A 17211-nucleotide genomic window follows, 5' to 3' on the forward strand; every position below is an offset into this window, starting at 1 on the left:
CCTCAAGATTAAAAACTAGTGTGGCCTAAGTGATAAGCGCCGATACAGCGGATCACATAAGCAACTTTGAATAACGCGCTAAAAATGATTGTTGCGATATGGCTAGCAATCTGCACTGGCAAAGAGACTTGTTCTGCTAGTGAAAAGCTGATAATGAGCGAGCAAAGCGTCAGTAATAACAAAATCAGCATGGCACGGCTGCCAAACTTTAAGCAGTGCTGATAAAGGGATTGCTCTGATAGGACTTTTAATTGCATAAAGCTTACTCTTAATTAAACGCGACGAGTTATATTAATCAATATTGATGCCAGATTTTATCTTATTGATAATATTGAATTTAGTTGCTTTTTTTAAATGGGGGTAGTCATTTTGACTTGGTTTGGTGTGGGTTATAATGACTCATATGTGTTTAATGGGGTTAGACTTTAGTTGGAATCGTTTTGCATTACGCGCTAGACTTTCCTTTTGTTTGTTAATCAAGTGTTTGTTCTAGAATATGAAAATTGCTTTTTTTGTGTTTTTTGCACTTTTTAGTGTGGCTGCTATCGGCTCAGTTAACGCTGAATTTGATGAATTTAAAGTGCAAGCTGAAAGCTTGAAGTCATCGAAAGAGCGACAGGTTTTGCTCAAAAAAGCGGATGATTTGCTTAAAAATAGACAGTTGACACAAATGCAAACCGCATATGTGCTTCATAGAGCAGGCCTTGTGTGCATCCGTGAAGGGTGCTTTGAACAAACAGTCATTTATTTAGCAGAGTTAGAAACCTTACTTGAGTCATTTGAAAGCTTAGAGTACTCAGGTAAGTTGAACCTCTCTCGCGGTAATATGGCAATTACTCGTGGTCATCACTTCGAAGCAATTCCTTACTTAATTGCTGCTGCGAATTTTTTTGAACAAGCTGAATTACATACTTTATCATCTCATGCTAATCGATTTTTGGCCCATGCTTATCAACAGTTAAACAAATACTCAGATGCTGTCATTGCATTAGATGCCTCTCTTGATGCTGCTGTAAAAGCAGAAAATGTGCAGCTTGAAATGGCCGTTGCGAGGCAGAAAAGTGCAATTTATACAAGTTTAGGCTTAGTTGAAAAGTCACTAGAAATTCAATTGCAACAACTGCAAAAAATTCCATATTTGCCTAAAAAATCTCAAGAGTTTTGGATGAATGATACGCTGTGGGGGTTAGCTGAAAGTTATGCTGCGCTTGGTGAATATGCAAAAAGTTTCGATTACTTTAAAAAAGTCTATGACATAGACAAGCGGCTTAATGGCAAGCAAGACCAAGCAGTTACACTTAGAAGAATGGGCGAACAAAAAGTCGCCCTAAAGCAATTTGATGAAGCTGATGAATTTTTTGAGCTGTCTTTAGAGATATTAACTGAGCTAAATGTGCCTTTGGCGATTTTGGATACGAAAACTTACATTAGTGAAATGTATTTGCGACAAGGCAAGTTTCAATTAGCTCAAGACACGCTTGAAGCAATTATTGCACAGCTAGATATAACTAAGAATGTGAATGCATACCTACGAGCAAGCTTCCTATTGATTGATACGTATTTGCAAATGGAATTATTTGAACAAGCACATATACAGATTTTGTTAATTGAGTCGCTCAAAGATAAAGATATCGCTAAGTATTATGGCTTTCTAGCCCAAGCATTGCAGGGGAAAGGCGATTTAGCAGGAGCGTTTGAAGCGCAAAACCAAATGCATTTGAATTACAAAAACAAAATGAAAGAACAAGGGAGTCTGAAAACCCTTGTTTTAGCTTCTGAATCAGAATACGTGGCTGGTCAATTCGAGTTAAAGCAAGCAAAAGCGGAGCAGGCGTTATTGAAAGCCGAGCAAACACTTACGCGGTATATTGGTTTCTCAATAGTTGCTGTTTTATTGCTTATTATTTTATTTGTGTTGGTTTTTACTCGACAACGAAGAGCGAGGTTGGAGCAGGAAGCCAAGCATTTAAACCAAGCCTTAGAGCTTAAAAAGCAGCTGCTTGCTGATGTGTCTCATGAATTACGTACACCACTTGCTGTTTTAAAGCTTCATTTAGAAGCACTTGAGCATAATCTTGTGTCAGATCCTCAGTCGACTTACAAGGTATTAAATCAGAGATTAGATAACCTAAATCTACTAATATCAGATATTTATGAGCTCGCTCAGGCTGATACAGGTACGTTTAATTTAAATTTAGAAACGCATGATGCGAGTGAGTTATTCGATGACTTAGCAGGGCAAATCGAAGATGTACTGTGCGACCATGATTTACATCTTGAGGTGAAAAAGTCATCACTCGATAAGGTATTACTTGAAGTAGACGCAGCAAGATTACATCAAGTTGTTGCTAATTTGAGTCGAAATTCTATCCACTACACAGATAAACCTGGGGAAGTGTGCTTTGAGGTTTCACATACTGAACAGGTTGTAATTTTGTCCTTCTCAGATTCAAGCCCAGGTGTATCTGAGCAAGATTTACCGCATTTATTCGAACGCTTATTCCGCTGTGATAAGTCTCGAAGTCGCGATCTAGGTGGGTCGGGACTCGGATTATCTATTTGTGAAAAGGTAGTAGAAGCCCATGGTGGTGAAATTAGCGCTTCTCACAGTGAATTAGGTGGCTTAAAAATAGAGATTACATTACCTATAGCCTGATAGGGCGCTATTATACCAATCCTAATAATAGATCGCTTAGTTAAGAGGGTTGGTATTATATATTCAATTCTGGATAGTTTTTAATGTGTTTAATATTTATTCAATCTAACTATTTTCTAACATGTTTTAGAATGAGGTGTTAATTTAATGTTTCATCAACTATCTAAGGAGAAGAACGATGAAACTTACACTTAAAAAGAAAAACCTTAAAACACTTCAGCAACCTTTAGCAAATAAACAGTTAGGCGAAGCAGCGACACCTCAGGTCGGTGGTGGTGCAAAGCCCATTGATGACGAAACATTTACCCACCCATTTATTTGTACATCATTTGTTGGCTTCACTTGCTAATTAAAAGGAGTTTAACATGCTGAAATTAAATAAAAAGAAGCTAAAAAATCTATCTAAAGAACACAAGCTATTAGATGAAAAGCAAACACCAGCAGTTGCTGGTGGTGTCACCACCTCTCGAGTTTGGTGTGTCACTACAGGCCTTTGCACTGATACACAGCTTTGCTAAGTCTAAATAATTTTTTATGTTCTAACTAGAAAAGAGGCTTCGCCTCTTTTTCTATTTATAATTCCTAGTCAATTAAAGCGCTTATAATCAATTCAGTTACCTCACACTTTGTAAATTAATTGTTTGTGAAATTGATAATTGCATACAATATATTGCATTCTTGTTAATGTGCTGCTTTAATGTTTGGCGTTTGAACGATTTGTTCAAATAAAAAACAACAAGTAAGGAAAAGCAATGAAACTTAAAAAACTGGCAGTACTGGTGGCAGGCTCGTTTTATGGCATAACAGCATTTGCGATGACAGCACCGCAAATGCAGCAAACAAACACCATCAATACAGAGCATCACCACCACCATCATCATGGTGTAGAAAATGAGAGTCATGTTGAAAATGCCCCGACTGCTGAATCTCAATATGCTGAGCAACCTGTCATGATGCAAATGAGTGCATTCTCAATGGCGAATATACAGGCAACGGCGGTATGTAATGTTAATGCATTGGCAACCACCAATAGCACGACTTTAATCAATGAAATTAAGTCTCAAGGTGTGCAATGTGTAAACGAACTATTCTCAGCATCGAGCAATATTCAGGCAACTGCATTTGACTCGAACAATATGTATGCAGTGGCAAATCACGTAAAAACACTGAGCCAAAACTATCAAGGTGGCGGTGATGCAAATATTGAAGCCATGTTCTTGTTCTTGCGAGCGGGTTATTTTGCAGAGTTTTATAACGATCAAGTCACATTTGCGACTTGGGTCACGCCTGCGGTAAAAGGCGCAATTGATGCCTTTGTAAATAACAGCCATTTCTATGACGACAATGATGCGCACGGCAAAACCTTATCTGAAGTCATCATTACGATGGATAGTTCAGAGCAACAAGATGTTTATCTGCCAGTTGTGACTCAGTGGCTAAACCGTTGGAACGAAAGCTACGCATCAAAATGGAACATGCGTGGTGCGGTAAATGGCGTTTTCACTTTGCTTTTCCGCGGTCAGTGGAATAACGAATTTAAAGCTAAAATTGGTACGCAAACAGATCTCGTTGCTGCACTGAGAAAGTTCACAACCAGCACATATATGATTAACTCTGAAGCTGAGTTTATGTTTGCAAATGCAGCTCGTGAGCTTGGCAGGCTAAAGCAATACTCAGGTACAGCAATTCAGGCTTCAGTTGATGCAGGGTTAAAGGACATCTTTAGTCGTTATGAAATGGTCGGTTATGGCGATGTTGCTTGGTTAGGCGCAGCAGAAACAGCAAGCTATCATGGTGATTGTAACGACTATGGTATTTGTAACTACGGTGAACAGTTAGAAAATCAAGTATTGTCACAAACTTATACTTGTAGCAGCACAATTAAAATTCGCTCGCAGAATATGACCACGACCCAACATCAAGCCGCATGTAGCAAAATGGGCTATGAAGAAGGGTATTTTCATACCAAGTTAGATACTAATAATGTACCTGTTGCTGACGATAACAACGTTCAATTACAAGTTAATATTTTTGATTCAAGCACAGACTACGGTAAATATGGTGGCCCTATATTTGGTATTAATACCAACAATGGCGGTATGTATTTAGAAGGTGACCCTTCAAAGCCTGGTAACATTCCAAACTTCGTTGCATACGAAGCGAGTTATGCGAACCCTGATCACTATGTTTGGAACTTAGAGCATGAATATGTTCACTATCTTGATGGTCGCTTTGACTTATATGGTGATTTTAATGCTCCAACTGAAGCAATTGTGTGGTGGAGTGAAGGTGTTGCCGAGTATGTTGCCAATGAAGATAACAACCAAGCTGCAATTGATACTATTAAAGATGGCTCAACTTACACGTTAGGTACAATCTTTAACACCACCTATGATGGCTTTGATCAAGACCGTATTTATCGTTGGGGCTATTTGGCTGTTCGATTTATGTTTGAACGTCATTTAGATGAAGTAAAGTTGATGCTTAACTCAACTCGCACAGGTGATTGGGCTGCGTATAAGGCACGTCTGAATAATTGGGCAGTTGATTACGATGCCGAATTTACCCAGTGGACACAGCAACTAGCCAATGGCGGCGGTACAGTGAATGAAGCGCCAGTCGTGTCGATTAACGGCCCTTATACAGCAAACAAAGCTGAGCTAATTAACTTCTCTAGCCAAGGCTCATTTGATAAAGAAAGCAGTATTGCAAGTTATACATGGCACTTTGGTGATGGCACATCAAGCTCTGAAGCGAACCCAGCACATAGCTATGCGCAGGCAGGTGAATATACGGTCACACTGACTGCAACTGATACAGAAGGTGCGAGCAGAACTGAGTCAACAACAGCGACTATTTTAGGTGATACGACGCCGACCAACCAATTGAAAAATGGTGAATCGAAGGCTATTTCTGGCGCGCAAGACAGCATATTGAAATTCACGTTTGTGGTACCTGCAGGTGCAAGTAATCTGAACTTTGCTTTAAACGGTGGCACTGGTGATGCCGATCTGTACGTGAAGTTTGGTTCAGAGCCGACCATGTCAGACTATGATTGCCGTCCTTATATCGGTGGCAATAACGAAACATGTGAGATCAGTAATGTACAAGCTGGGACTTACCATGTGATGGTTTATGGTTACAACAGCTTTGATACGTCGATTATGGCGAGCTTCAACGCGGGTTCAGGCTTTAATGTACCAGATGCGTGTGCGACAAGCGGTCCTGTAACAGGTGGTCGTTTATACGAAGGCCAAGTGAGATGCTTGGCTGAGCAAGACACAATCTGGTTGAGCTTAGAAAATATGAGCGGCCAAAACAGCATCGCAATCACAACCGCCAATGGCTCGGGCGATTTAAGTCTTGAATATAGCAACCAAGGCTGGCCTACCAGCACAAATGTAGAGGCTTCTTCTACCAATAGCGGCAATGGTGAGTGTATTTATATAAACAACCAAAGCCAATATTGGGGCTACCTTAAAGTATCGGGTAACGCCAAAGGAGCTTCAATTGTGGTTGATTACAACACACCAGGTTGTCGATAGAAGTAGACTGCTTACGTGAACTCAAAAGCTTTTAAAAAGCAAATAAGTTATTAAGTTTTTATAAAACAACCCCCAGAGCGAAAGGCCAAAACCATCTTAGGTTTTGGCCTTTTTATTGAGCTATTACATTAATTTACAAAGAAGATCAGAATAAAACTAAAAACTGATGCTACAGGCTTTTCATAAACTCGATTTGGAATCAAAATAGAAGCGCTTATTTAAACTAGAAAGGATGCATCTATGAAACGCAGTACCTTATTTACCTCAGTTTTACTTGCCTTATTAATCGCCGGTTGTAGCAACGATGAGGGACCTGATAACCCTTGTGGAAGTTTTAGTAATCCTGAGTATGTTATTAATAACTATACACTGAGTGTATTTAATTCTGACGCTCGTGGTGTATATGTTGGTGGAGATGCTTATGAGAGTGTTGATGCCATTGATTTTCAATCTTTTATCATAAAACTAGACATAGAAAAGAGTGCTTTAGCTAAGCGTTTTGACACATTTTTTGACTTTTCACTCATAAGTAAAGCGTATGCGTGCTCGCCTATTCCACCTTATACAGAACAGCGTATTTCAAGTATTAAGGTTACTTCTAGTGCCGCTTTCAATGATGACTTACCCGCAGGAAGCAGTTTGAATGATGTTTTTGATGTTGTGTATTTAGATTATGTGCCTACCCCTTATTACAGCGAGCAAAATGGCGATGTGGACTACTTTTCTGTGACAGAGTTCACTGCTCAGCCAGATAATATGCCTGCAGAAATCACCCAGTTGGCGCTCAATACTGAACCCAAATATAAACAAAACCATGTATTTTTTATAGAAATTAACTTTCATTCAGGAGAGCAATTTTTACTAGAGACAAGAGAAGTCAGTTTTAAGTAATAATATCAATCCTACTTACTGGTCTAACAATGTTTTCATTTCTGGTTGATTTAAGTTAGACCAAACTTATTTAGTGTTACTGCAATTATAGAAAGGAGTAACACTATGTATATCCCTAAAAATCTTCAAATGACAGCAAGCTCAGTCAATCAGTTTATTCATGAATATGGTTTTGGTTGTCTGGTTTCAGCTAACTTAACTTGCTCACATTTACCTTTTTTGTTTGATGAAAAACAAAATGTACTTTACACACATCTAGCTAAAGCAAATACGCAATGGCAAGCGTTAGCAGGGCAAAAAGTACTGATTATTTTCTCAGGTCCTCATGCATATATTTCTCCTAGTTGGTATGAAAAAGGGCCTGCCGTACCAACATGGAATTATGCAGCGGTGCATGTTATCGGCACTGTTTCTCTTTTAAGTGAAACTGAAACAGTGAATGTAGTTAACCAAACTGTAGAAAAATATGAGCCGTCGCTGTTATCAGAGCTAGACGTTTTTAATGATGACTTTAACGCTAAACTAGCGAAAGCGATCGTAGGGCTTAAGATTGATATTATGAATTTTGAAGGCAAGCAAAAACTAGGACAGCAGCGTAGTAGAGGAGATCAACAAGGCGTGCTCAAAGCTCTGCAACAAGGAGACCTTGAAGCGCAATTACTAGCGACTTATATGCAGAAGCATGAAATTGGAGTAGGCTAGATATCAGTTTTATTTCGAGTGAATAATATGCATTTTCTGGAACACAAAATTCCACCGCCTTTTATCTCCTTACTGAGTGCTGCGGGGATGTATTATCTTTCACGTTCAGAATTTGCCATCTCCATAGATAGTATTATCGATTTTAAGGCAAAAATAGCGCTCGTTATGCTTGTGTTTTCATCTTGGATTGCGTTGTTTGCGGTGTGGTCATTTAAACAAGCCAAAACCACGATTAGTCCAACGAGACCAAATAATACAGCGTGCTTAGTAACAACTGGGGTATTTAAGTATAGCCGCAACCCCATGTATTTATCTGTGGCATTGAGTCTGTTGGCTTTTGCGGTGTTTTTGGCTGATTACAGTGCGTTGTGTGGAGTAGTGTTATTTGTGATGTACATTACCCAATTTCAAATCAAACCAGAGGAACGTATTTTGAAGGAGAAGTTTGGCGCGCCTTACGACGTTTATCTAACAAAAGTAAGGCGCTGGATTTAGATGTTAAATAATTAACCTTGGTTATCTTGCTTAGGCGCAGGTTTTTTATGCAGTAACTTAACAATGGCCTTAAAGTTACGCTTAGACTTTTCTGAGCGAAGTGCCTGCCTAAGAGTTTGTTTAATACCTTCGTTATTAGGCTGTTTTGCTAATGCATTAATCGCGGCATAACGAACCGCATCGTCATTGTCGTTTACCGCAAGGTTAAGCACAGAGTCACTGGTTTTTGGCTTCATATCGTAATTGCCAAGTGCTGAAAGTAAGGCTTTGGTGTTTCTGCCAGAGTGAGTATTAAAATGCTTTTCAAGGTTTTGATACGCAGAATCACTTTGCATCATACCAAGCGCTCTGATTGATGCTTTTTCAACTCGTGGACTGCTATCAGTCAAGTAGTCTTCAATCAATTCAACGTGTTGATCGTCGCGACTATTGCCAAGCGCCGTGATTAAGTCGGCCGTTTTGCTTTCACTTTCACTGAGCGTGATGTGTTCAACAATCGCTTGGCTAAGTTGCTGTGCTGTCGTTGAGCCAATTCGGTTATTGAGTAAAATACCCAGCGTCATGTAGAAGCTTGAACTCACTTCTTGATCAACACTTAAAAAGCCATCGTTCAAGAGACCTAAAAGCGTGTCGGTTGCTTGTTGAGAAAGAGGTTGGTGCCCTTGTGTAAGCGCGCGCAGGGCTCTAAATTGAGTTTGCGGCTGCTTCTCTGTGCCTACCAATAAACCACTTAATAACATTTGGCTAGACGGGGTATCGAGTTGCCCAAGTGCATTAAATAAGCGCATTTGGGCATTATCTGAAATCTGATTTGCTAAGATTACGCCTCTTAATTCACCAATAACGGCATCGTATTTTTTCAGTAACAAGGCCAGTGTATGTGCATCAATCTGAGTAATATCTTGCTCAGTAACAAAAGCGAGTAACTCTTTCTTTAACTTGTCTTTTTCGGCTTGAGTTAACTCAACATGAGTACTTTGCCAAAGTGATAAATCATCAGACATTGAGAAAAGGGCAGTTTCAAAAGATTGCTTGAGCTTTTTAACGCTGAAGCTTTGCTCAGATGTAAAAGTGAGATCTGCACCCACTAAGTTCAGCTTTTCTATGCCGTCACGGGAATCTAAGAAACACTCTGAGGGCGTGATTTGTTGCTCTGACTTTTCTACCTCAATGTGAGAAAAAGCATTTAATGCCTGCTTATTTTTGTGCTCATAATTCACTTTGGCAAAGCTTAAGGCATTTTCTTTTTGCTGATAATTAACACGATACTCACCGAGTGTGTCGGTTTCATTGGTAATTTTAGATAAGTTCTTTTGATACTGTAAGTAATAAGCAAGACCTTTAAGCTGATCTTGAGACTGGGTATCTAAAGTATCAGCGAAATAAAATTCGGTGATCAGGCCCTGTTCATTGAGTTTAAATGCAAAAGGTCGTTCGTAATTTGGCAAAGGCATGGATAGCTGACCTTGCACCGTTTTGACTTGATCTGCTTTAATCGCCCACCAATTTTTTTCGTCTTCTTTTTTGACTGAAATAACAGACAACTTACCTTGGATCTCAATATCAGTTTGCTGAGCTGGGCTGCTAAGCTTGGTGTAATTGAAACTGGTGAAAGACTTTATGTTGAAGTCAAACTGAGGTTGGCAATAGTTGCTTGCCTGGCTTTGAAAGCTTGCTAGCGCCACTAAGGGCGCAGCAAGCAAATTTAATCGACATGATAGGATCATAGTTCGATTTCGTCCTCTTTCGAGTATAGTGTCCAAGACTTATTGTAAACACTGTTTGTTTGATATAACCATAGGTCATATTTAGTGGTCTTTTTACCACACGGGTATGGGATACCCCATTTTTTACACCACTTAACACCAACCGTTTCAGCATATAGGCCAAACTTACCTGAGATTACATCAAGGTCATTTTTCAGCTCAATACCATAATAAATATGTGGCTTGTTATTACCTGTGCTGACCAGAGCAAAACCTGCATTAGACTCTAATGAGAAAGTATTGTCGATTAGCGTTAGAACAGCTTGTACACCAGCAGACACTAGACCTAAGTTTACACCACCACGGCCAAATGCACCGAAGTCAACGTGGAACAAGTCACCTTCTGCGTATAATTCAGCGTTGTAGCCAACAGTTAATTCAAAACCTAAGCTGCCATCTACGCCTGCTTCAACACTCATAGGAATAGGGCCGATAGTAAAGCGTGCTTGCGCCAGTACTTTCTCTTCTTCCCATTTCTTTTCCCAAGCTTTTTCATATTTAGCGACGTATTTTTCATCTTCAAAAACAACGTTATTGAAAATGATCATTTCTGACGCATAGCCAGTATTATTACCGCTTACATACGCACTACCATCGTAAGAGATGCTGAAAAGGGTATTTTGAGCATTGAAGAAGTAAGCTTCTACAGTGCCTTCACCAGTTACACGACCACCAATATCTCCGGTAGGTACAATGAATAATTGACCATTTAAATCAACACCGACGCTGAATTTTGACTTATCGCCGTAAGACTTATCGAACGATTTTTCTAGCTTAATGTTCGCTAAACCAACGGCATATTGTGGACCGCGCTTAGCAAACCCTTCAGATGAATCTGCTTCTTCACCTGTGTAGAAATAAAGCGGGATTTGTGTCTCAATCACATTGTTATCAGTGATTGTTTCTGCATTTTCAGCAAGATCAGTTAAGATGAAACGAACTTGCAAGTTTTGTTCTTGCGTTGCATCATGCTCGTCATGAATGCGTTGTAGCAAGTCATCTTCAAGTGCAATGTCAAAGCCAATGTGCTCGTCATGTAAACCAGCAGTGAAGTTATGTAAGATCACATCTTCATACCCTTGGTTTTGAGCATTCCAGAAATGGGTTGCTTCCCAGTTACCGTTAACCATAACTTCGGCTTTGATGCTAGTAGAACCAAGCTCAGCACCTTCATAATCAGCGACAATAAAACCTACTAGGTCAGAGTGATGATGGCTAGTGCCATTATCAGTCGTTGGTGCATCTAAAATTAACGCTTCTTGACCAAACTCGGCACTCAGTAATTTGTAGTCATGGCTTTCTAATACACGTACATGTACGTCAGCGAAAGGAAATTCACCATCAGCAAATGGTTCATGGTCGACAGAAGGGTGGTTATCATCTTCAATGTCTTCAGCATGATCATCGTGTGGGTCTATTTGTGCAACTACATGGTAGTGACCACCAATTAAGTCATTAGGAACAGTAATATCGATATCAAAAGTGTGATCACCTTCACTAACACCAACCAGCTCTAATGCTCCGACTTTGTGTACTTCGTCGATTTCAACTTCAGTATCACCAGACTCATCCAGTTCAGCGGCATGTACTAAATAAAAGTGTACATCAACGTCAATGTCGTCGAAGCCTTTTACATGCACATCGTAGTAGGCTCTAAATGTACTATTTGGCTCTAGTACATCTAATGGACCAGTTGAAATTTCTGTAATGGCAATGTTTGACTGAGGCTCTTCAGTACTAACATCTCCTTCATTTACTTCTTCTTTAGGAGGGGTAAAATCGATTTCATGGTTATCATTGTCTCCAAACCCACAGCCAGACAACGCTGTAAGTAAGGCTCCAGCAACCAATGTATGTACATAGCGGCGCATTATTGAATCCTTTGTGGTTAAAGCCAGACCTCATTGTAAATCTGAATTATGGACAAAGAATGGATTTACGTAAAGTTAACATTATAATCTAGTTAAGTGTCTAATAATAAAAAAAAATGAGCAAGGCGCTTTGCGATGCTCATTTTCTTTATAAGATATTACGTAAAGAGCAACTGGACGTTACTTCTTTTTAGTCATTATCACCTGGAGGCGGAAGAATAATAATAGGTTGGTAATTTGTCGTTGTTGTTGTCAGTTCACTTTTGACAATCTTTAGTATTTCTTCAAGACCCTGCATTGGGTGATATAAGCAGTCTTTAACTTCTTGTTTAAGCTCGTACTTTTCCTCGAATTTTTCGAAAAAAACTTCTGGATTATCTGAAAAGTCTTTACAGCTTTCCGGGTTATTCATAATTTCATTTAAAAAATGCAGAGTTGGGGATAGTAATGTTTCTTTTGACATTATAATTTCCTTGTTTAATTAAAGTCTTTTTCGAAACTCACGAAAAAAGACCAGTTTGTCTTATTGGTAAAGTTTTTATCCAATGAATGAACGGTTTTGGTATTGAAGATGATTGCTTGTCCTAGCTTTACTTCAACGGTTTTAATTCTGTCTTTGAGTTGCTCTGTAATGTTTGGTGGCAATTGCTTAAATTGACCAAACACCTCTTGTGGTAAAGCGCCAAGCTTATGCGTGCCAGGTATGATTCTGAAATTGGCTTCATCTACGGGAGAGATTGGGCACCAACACATAATTAAATCATTAACATCATGATCTAATGGATAATCTTGATGAAGATTGTTAATCCCTCTCACTTTATCTTCAGGGATCAGAGAAATGTATCCTTTAAAATCTGCCCTTTTTGCTTTATGACCTAAAAGCCTGTCTGGAATGTCAGCTGCAATCAAGTTGCTCGCGATGGTATCGATGAGTTTATCTGCTCTGCAGTCAAGGTGGCTTCTCGATAAATAACGATTGTTAGTATTTGCAATTGGGTAATTTGGTTTATTGCAAATGAACTCAAAGATACCACCCAAATCATTTTTTATATCTTTTTCAATGAGGTTCATTTTATCTATGGTTAATAAGTACGCAGCTGATGCGAGCTTTTGATATGTGTTTTCGTCAAATAAGTTATCGACAATTACATAGCCATTTTCATTGAATTCATGTTGCAACTCGTCACTAACAGATTCCATTTTTTAATTCCTTTAATTTATTCAACATTATTTTCTCGTTTTGAGTTTCACACCAGGCAGTTAACTCACTAAGTTGAGTTGATGCACGGTCTATTTGTTTAGACTCAATTAAAGTATCTATGTACATGGTTTTATAGAAAGATAGGGAGTGTACTTGCCCGGTTTGTTCAATTTGTTCACAGATATTTTTTAGCAAATCGGTATCTTGGTTTAGCCAAGCATTCAGTGCATCAGTTGGTAGAAAAACCAAATAAAGGTGTGAATCACTCTTAAACTCTTGTCGTGCTCGCTCTATCGTGACTTTTGCAAAAGTAGTTTCATTGCAAATATAAGAGACGATCGAAGCATAGTTTAATGCCATCAAATAGCTTGGTAAATGATTAAACTTTTGCGAAACTTTAATAGCTAGTTCTATGCTTTCTATTGCCTTCTCAGACTGACCTACAATGGCTTGAAAAATTGAATTAAAATAATACGGTAAGCAGTTTGGAAGCAAACCGTAAGTTTTTAAGCCATTTCTAATTTCTTCAGGGTTGAGTTGACCTAAAAGTGCAAAACATTCATATAATGATTGTTCAGCTTTGTCTAACTGGGCATCAAATACATAGTTATTTGCAAGCATTGATTGAGTTAGTAGACGGTGTAGATAACTCGCTTTGTGTGTTTTGTCTATCAAAGCTTCTTCAGCCAGCGCTATCGCTTTAGTTCTTTCATTATTGTTATTGTGGTAACTGATTTGAGACCAAATAAGCTGGTGGCGTAATCTCTGATATTCTTCGATTGATATACTTAAAGATCCATTGCTTTGCCTAAGCAATTCTTCATTTTGTTTTGCTTTTTCAAAAATTCGAACATCACCGTAGCCAAATCCAAGCATAAGCGAGCTAATATTGTAGCTATTTAATCTAAGTTGCCACTTTATTGATTCATTCTCATCACTAATCTTTTGAGCGATTTGAAAGTACTCATTAGTTATGTTGAACGCCTCTTTATACAAAGAGCCTTCATACGTATGATCAGCAGCCTTAAATGCGTATGTGCTGCTTAATAAGAATTTTTTTGCATGTTTGTAGTGATGGGCAACCAGTAAAGCTTCTAAATATGACTTTGAAACGAGAATGTCAGCTATCTTGTTATGATTCTTTTCTTTGTTTGACGTGTTTGTACTTTCATAAGCTGCATCTCTCACTAATGCATGCTTAAAAATATAACTGTCATTATTCACATGGCGTTGATGAATAATTAAATCTTTAGCAATCAATTCATTTAAGTCATTTTGAATTTGATTTTCACTCAGAGAAGAGGCGGCGACAAGTAGCTCATATTCGAATTCACGGCCAATTGTGGCGGCCAGTTGTGCAGTTTCTTTAGCATGAATTAAATTGTCTAGTTTTTGCTGAAGTGACTCACGTAGACTGGTTGGGACTTGGTCTAGTTTGTCTGGGCTGGTGAAGTTAATCTCCCCGTTTATGACACTGACTAAGCTTTTTTGCTTAAGCATATCGATGAGCTCTTCGATAAACAGCGGTATACCGTCAGTACGATTAACTAATACGTCAAGTACGCTTTGTGACACTGCTTGATTGTCAAATAACTTTACAATAAAGTCTTCGGTTGCTCGCTCAGTTAACTTTTTTAAACCGACTTCTATTAAAGTGAGATCTTTTAATTCAGTTGGTACTTTTTGACGTGAGGTACTAATAAGCACATCGCCATTATGGAGTTGTTTTGCAAAATGCTGCATAAACTCAATGGTCGTGACGTCTGCCCAATGAATATCTTCTACTATATAAAGTTTTGAGACACTGAAGCTGACACTTTGACTCATTAGTAATGCACTAAGTGTTTGAAACAATAGAGCTTTTTGCGCATCAGGAGCAAGAGTTGAAGCAGTTAATTCATCATTTAATGCAATATTTAACCAGATCAATAAGATAGGTAGAGTTTGTTTGCAATCTAATGTGTTGTCATGTTTTGTGATAATAGAAGTAAAGGTTTCTATTGCTTCTGCGGTGGTTAAATTATTGGTGTTATATAAATATCGAACCAAAGTCAGAATTGGGTAAAGCGCATTATTTTGATGTTCAGGCAAACACTGTGCAACAAGGTGTTGGTATCTGGCTGCATTACTTCTGATTTCTTGTAGTAAACGAGATTTCCCAATACCAGCTTCACCATGGATATGGGTAAATCGATTTTCTGTTTTTTCGTGATTAAAAATTAACAGTGACTGTTCGAGTTCATTGCTTCTACCCACAAGCTCATGGCTATTTCTTGTGCCACGCATAAAACCAAAAGCTTCTACTCGGCGTTCACCGGTTAAACTAAAAATACGCTCTTTACTAACGTGATGGTTTAGTAATTTTTCACCAAAATATTCAAACTCTGAATAGGGATCAAGAATAGTCCTCGATTCCTCACTACACAAAATTTGTCGCTCGCCAGCTTCTCTTGCCAGAGCCATTGCCGTATTCGCAATATGACCTTCAGGCATAGCGGTCGCATAGGTTGTGAACACCCCCGAATGAATACCTGCATGCACATTAATTTGTACACCATGGGCTTCTTGGGTAAGAGCGTTACGTCTAGATATGTCACTAATGGCGTCTAATATTGTTCGCGCACAAAGACGTGTATCGTTATCTGAGGCAATTGGGTAGCCAAAATAAAACAGCACAGAATCTGCCAAGTTACCAACATGGGTCGCACCATAGCGCGTTGCAATGTCTATACAGTGATTACGTTGGGATCTGAATAGAGTATCGACAATATCTAAATCAAGCTCTTTGTCTGTTAGCACCTTGGTGCTAAGTCGCATAGCTAAAACTGTGATTTGTTTACGCTCGATATGAGCTGTAAAGTTTTGCATTGACGCACTGGCAGGACCGTCATTACGCATGATCATAGTGTCATCATCCGCATGCTGTTGTGCTCGGTAATCTGCTAATACACCAACCAGATTAGTCATATTAACTTGTGACACTTCTTGATAAAGCGTCTCGCCAGTAATTACACGATCGGTGGCGTTTTTAATTAATACGCGTCTTAATAAATCTGCTATTGGGTGTCCCAGTAAAGTACTCGGTATAGAAACCTGCATATCGCTTAATTGTTTATGATAAACAGCGGCGATACTCGAGCCTGTAATTGCTGGTAGACCGGTTAAACACTCTAAGAAAACCAAACCCCAAACATAAAGGTCGGTTTTTTCTGTTGCAGGTTCGCCACGCAACTGCTCTGGGGCACTATAAGATGGCGTGCCTAATGTTTCCTGTGTGAGCGTTAGGGTATTAAAATCGGCTTGACGGCTATCTTGCGTAAGCGTGCCGATGCCAAAGTCGAGAATTTTAGCGTGAGTCTTAGCACCCGTTTTGCTAAGCATGATATTAGCGGGCTTGATATCTCGATGAACAATACCATTTTGATGGGCATGAACTAGGGCATCAAGTACCTGTAGCATAACTTCTTTTGCATCGACGGCATTTAATGCACCTTCTTGAATCAGATGCTCTCTAAGTGATCGTCCTTCGACATACTCAAACACACCGTATAATAAATTATCGTTAATTTGCCCTTTGTCGAGCAATCGAACAATATTTGGGTGCTGAAGTTGACTACTTAATGCAGTTTCTCTTTTAAAGCGTTCTATGTAACGCTTTTTTTGTTGCTCGTCACAATGAGGCTCGATTGCCAAAAACTTAATCGCAACGGGTTGCCCTGTATTAGCTTGTATAGCTTTAAAAACTTTACCAAATCCACCTTCCCCAATTTTATGCAATAGTTCATATTGAGTAGAGTTAAATTGATCGTGAATGAGTTGATCTGAAAATTGCGATAGAGGCATGGAATACTTAGTTTATTTCTAGCGTGTAAATTATTTTTGCAAAAAACTGAACAGTGCTTTTGGAACAAGCGCTTGTGTATGTTTCAGCATATCAAGCAAATATGACATTGCCAAGTTATCGACTTATTTTTTAAGTACTTTAGAGAAAAGTTATTTATTCTTAGAAAAGGAATAAAATAGTGTAAATATGTCTGTAGTATGAAAAGCTGCTACGAGTAATGAGGTGCTAAATGCACCTCAC

The 17211-nt window shown here is 38.9% G+C and carries 13 protein-coding genes; 7 read left to right on the plus strand and 6 right to left on the minus strand.

Annotation, left to right across the window (positions count from 1 at the left end; translation table 11 throughout):
• Window positions 1-8: 8 nt before the first annotated feature.
• On the minus strand, window positions 9-257 hold the full coding sequence (locus tag AAEU28_RS14220) for a hypothetical protein (protein WP_421964736.1): 249 nt from the start codon (window positions 255-257) through the stop codon (window positions 9-11).
• 239 nt (window positions 258-496) lie between these two features.
• Between AAEU28_RS14220 and AAEU28_RS14225 the strand changes: the two genes are divergently transcribed.
• From AAEU28_RS14225 to AAEU28_RS14255, 7 genes are all read left to right on the plus strand, one after another.
• Window positions 497-2656, plus strand: coding sequence for an ATP-binding protein (locus tag AAEU28_RS14225; RefSeq protein WP_421964737.1), 2160 nt, complete (start codon window positions 497-499; stop codon window positions 2654-2656).
• A gap of 178 nt (window positions 2657-2834) precedes the next feature.
• On the plus strand, window positions 2835-3005 hold the full coding sequence (locus AAEU28_RS14230; protein WP_349287917.1) for a hypothetical protein: 171 nt from the start codon (window positions 2835-2837) through the stop codon (window positions 3003-3005).
• A 16-nt stretch (window positions 3006-3021) separates the two neighbouring features.
• Window positions 3022-3174, plus strand: a complete 153-nt coding sequence (locus AAEU28_RS14235) for a hypothetical protein (RefSeq protein WP_421964738.1) — start codon at window positions 3022-3024, stop codon at window positions 3172-3174.
• A 234-nt stretch (window positions 3175-3408) separates the two neighbouring features.
• Complete coding sequence (locus AAEU28_RS14240) at window positions 3409-6201, plus strand: collagenase (protein WP_421964739.1); 2793 nt, start codon at window positions 3409-3411, stop codon at window positions 6199-6201.
• A gap of 240 nt (window positions 6202-6441) precedes the next feature.
• Window positions 6442-7092 carry a DUF5034 domain-containing protein gene (locus tag AAEU28_RS14245; protein ID WP_421964740.1) on the plus strand — a complete coding sequence of 217 codons (651 nt, stop codon included), beginning with the start codon at window positions 6442-6444 and terminating at the stop codon, window positions 7090-7092.
• A 105-nt stretch (window positions 7093-7197) separates the two neighbouring features.
• On the plus strand, window positions 7198-7794 hold the full coding sequence (locus tag AAEU28_RS14250) for an FMN-binding negative transcriptional regulator (RefSeq protein WP_421964741.1): 597 nt from the start codon (window positions 7198-7200) through the stop codon (window positions 7792-7794).
• A gap of 27 nt (window positions 7795-7821) precedes the next feature.
• The gene (locus AAEU28_RS14255) at window positions 7822-8289 is read left to right on the plus strand and encodes a methyltransferase family protein (protein ID WP_421964742.1); all 468 of its coding nucleotides are present in this window, start codon (window positions 7822-7824) and stop codon (window positions 8287-8289) included.
• Between the two features lie 11 nt (window positions 8290-8300).
• Here AAEU28_RS14255 and AAEU28_RS14260 read toward each other — a convergent pair whose 3' ends face one another.
• The 5 genes from AAEU28_RS14260 to AAEU28_RS14280 all read right to left on the minus strand — a co-directional run bounded on the left by AAEU28_RS14260 (window position 8301) and on the right by AAEU28_RS14280 (window position 16970).
• The gene (locus AAEU28_RS14260) at window positions 8301-10016 is read right to left on the minus strand and encodes a HEAT repeat domain-containing protein (protein ID WP_421964743.1); all 1716 of its coding nucleotides are present in this window, start codon (window positions 10014-10016) and stop codon (window positions 8301-8303) included.
• Window positions 10013-11926 (minus strand): hypothetical protein, encoded by a 1914-nt coding sequence (locus AAEU28_RS14265; protein ID WP_421964744.1) that lies wholly within the window; start codon window positions 11924-11926, stop codon window positions 10013-10015. Before AAEU28_RS14265 ends, AAEU28_RS14260 begins: the two co-directional genes overlap by 4 nt.
• Before the next feature lie 190 nt (window positions 11927-12116).
• Window positions 12117-12389, minus strand: a complete 273-nt coding sequence (locus tag AAEU28_RS14270) for a hypothetical protein (RefSeq protein ID WP_421964745.1) — start codon at window positions 12387-12389, stop codon at window positions 12117-12119.
• Between the two features lie 14 nt (window positions 12390-12403).
• Window positions 12404-13126, minus strand: a complete 723-nt coding sequence (locus tag AAEU28_RS14275; protein WP_421964746.1) for a phytanoyl-CoA dioxygenase family protein — start codon at window positions 13124-13126, stop codon at window positions 12404-12406.
• Complete coding sequence (locus AAEU28_RS14280) at window positions 13113-16970, minus strand: TOMM system kinase/cyclase fusion protein (protein ID WP_421964747.1); 3858 nt, start codon at window positions 16968-16970, stop codon at window positions 13113-13115. Before AAEU28_RS14280 ends, AAEU28_RS14275 begins: the two co-directional genes overlap by 14 nt.
• Window positions 16971-17211: the final 241 nt, after the last annotated feature.

The organism is Pseudoalteromonas sp. SS15 (genome assembly GCF_049257195.1).
Taxonomy (GTDB): Bacteria; Pseudomonadota; Gammaproteobacteria; order Enterobacterales; family Alteromonadaceae; genus Pseudoalteromonas.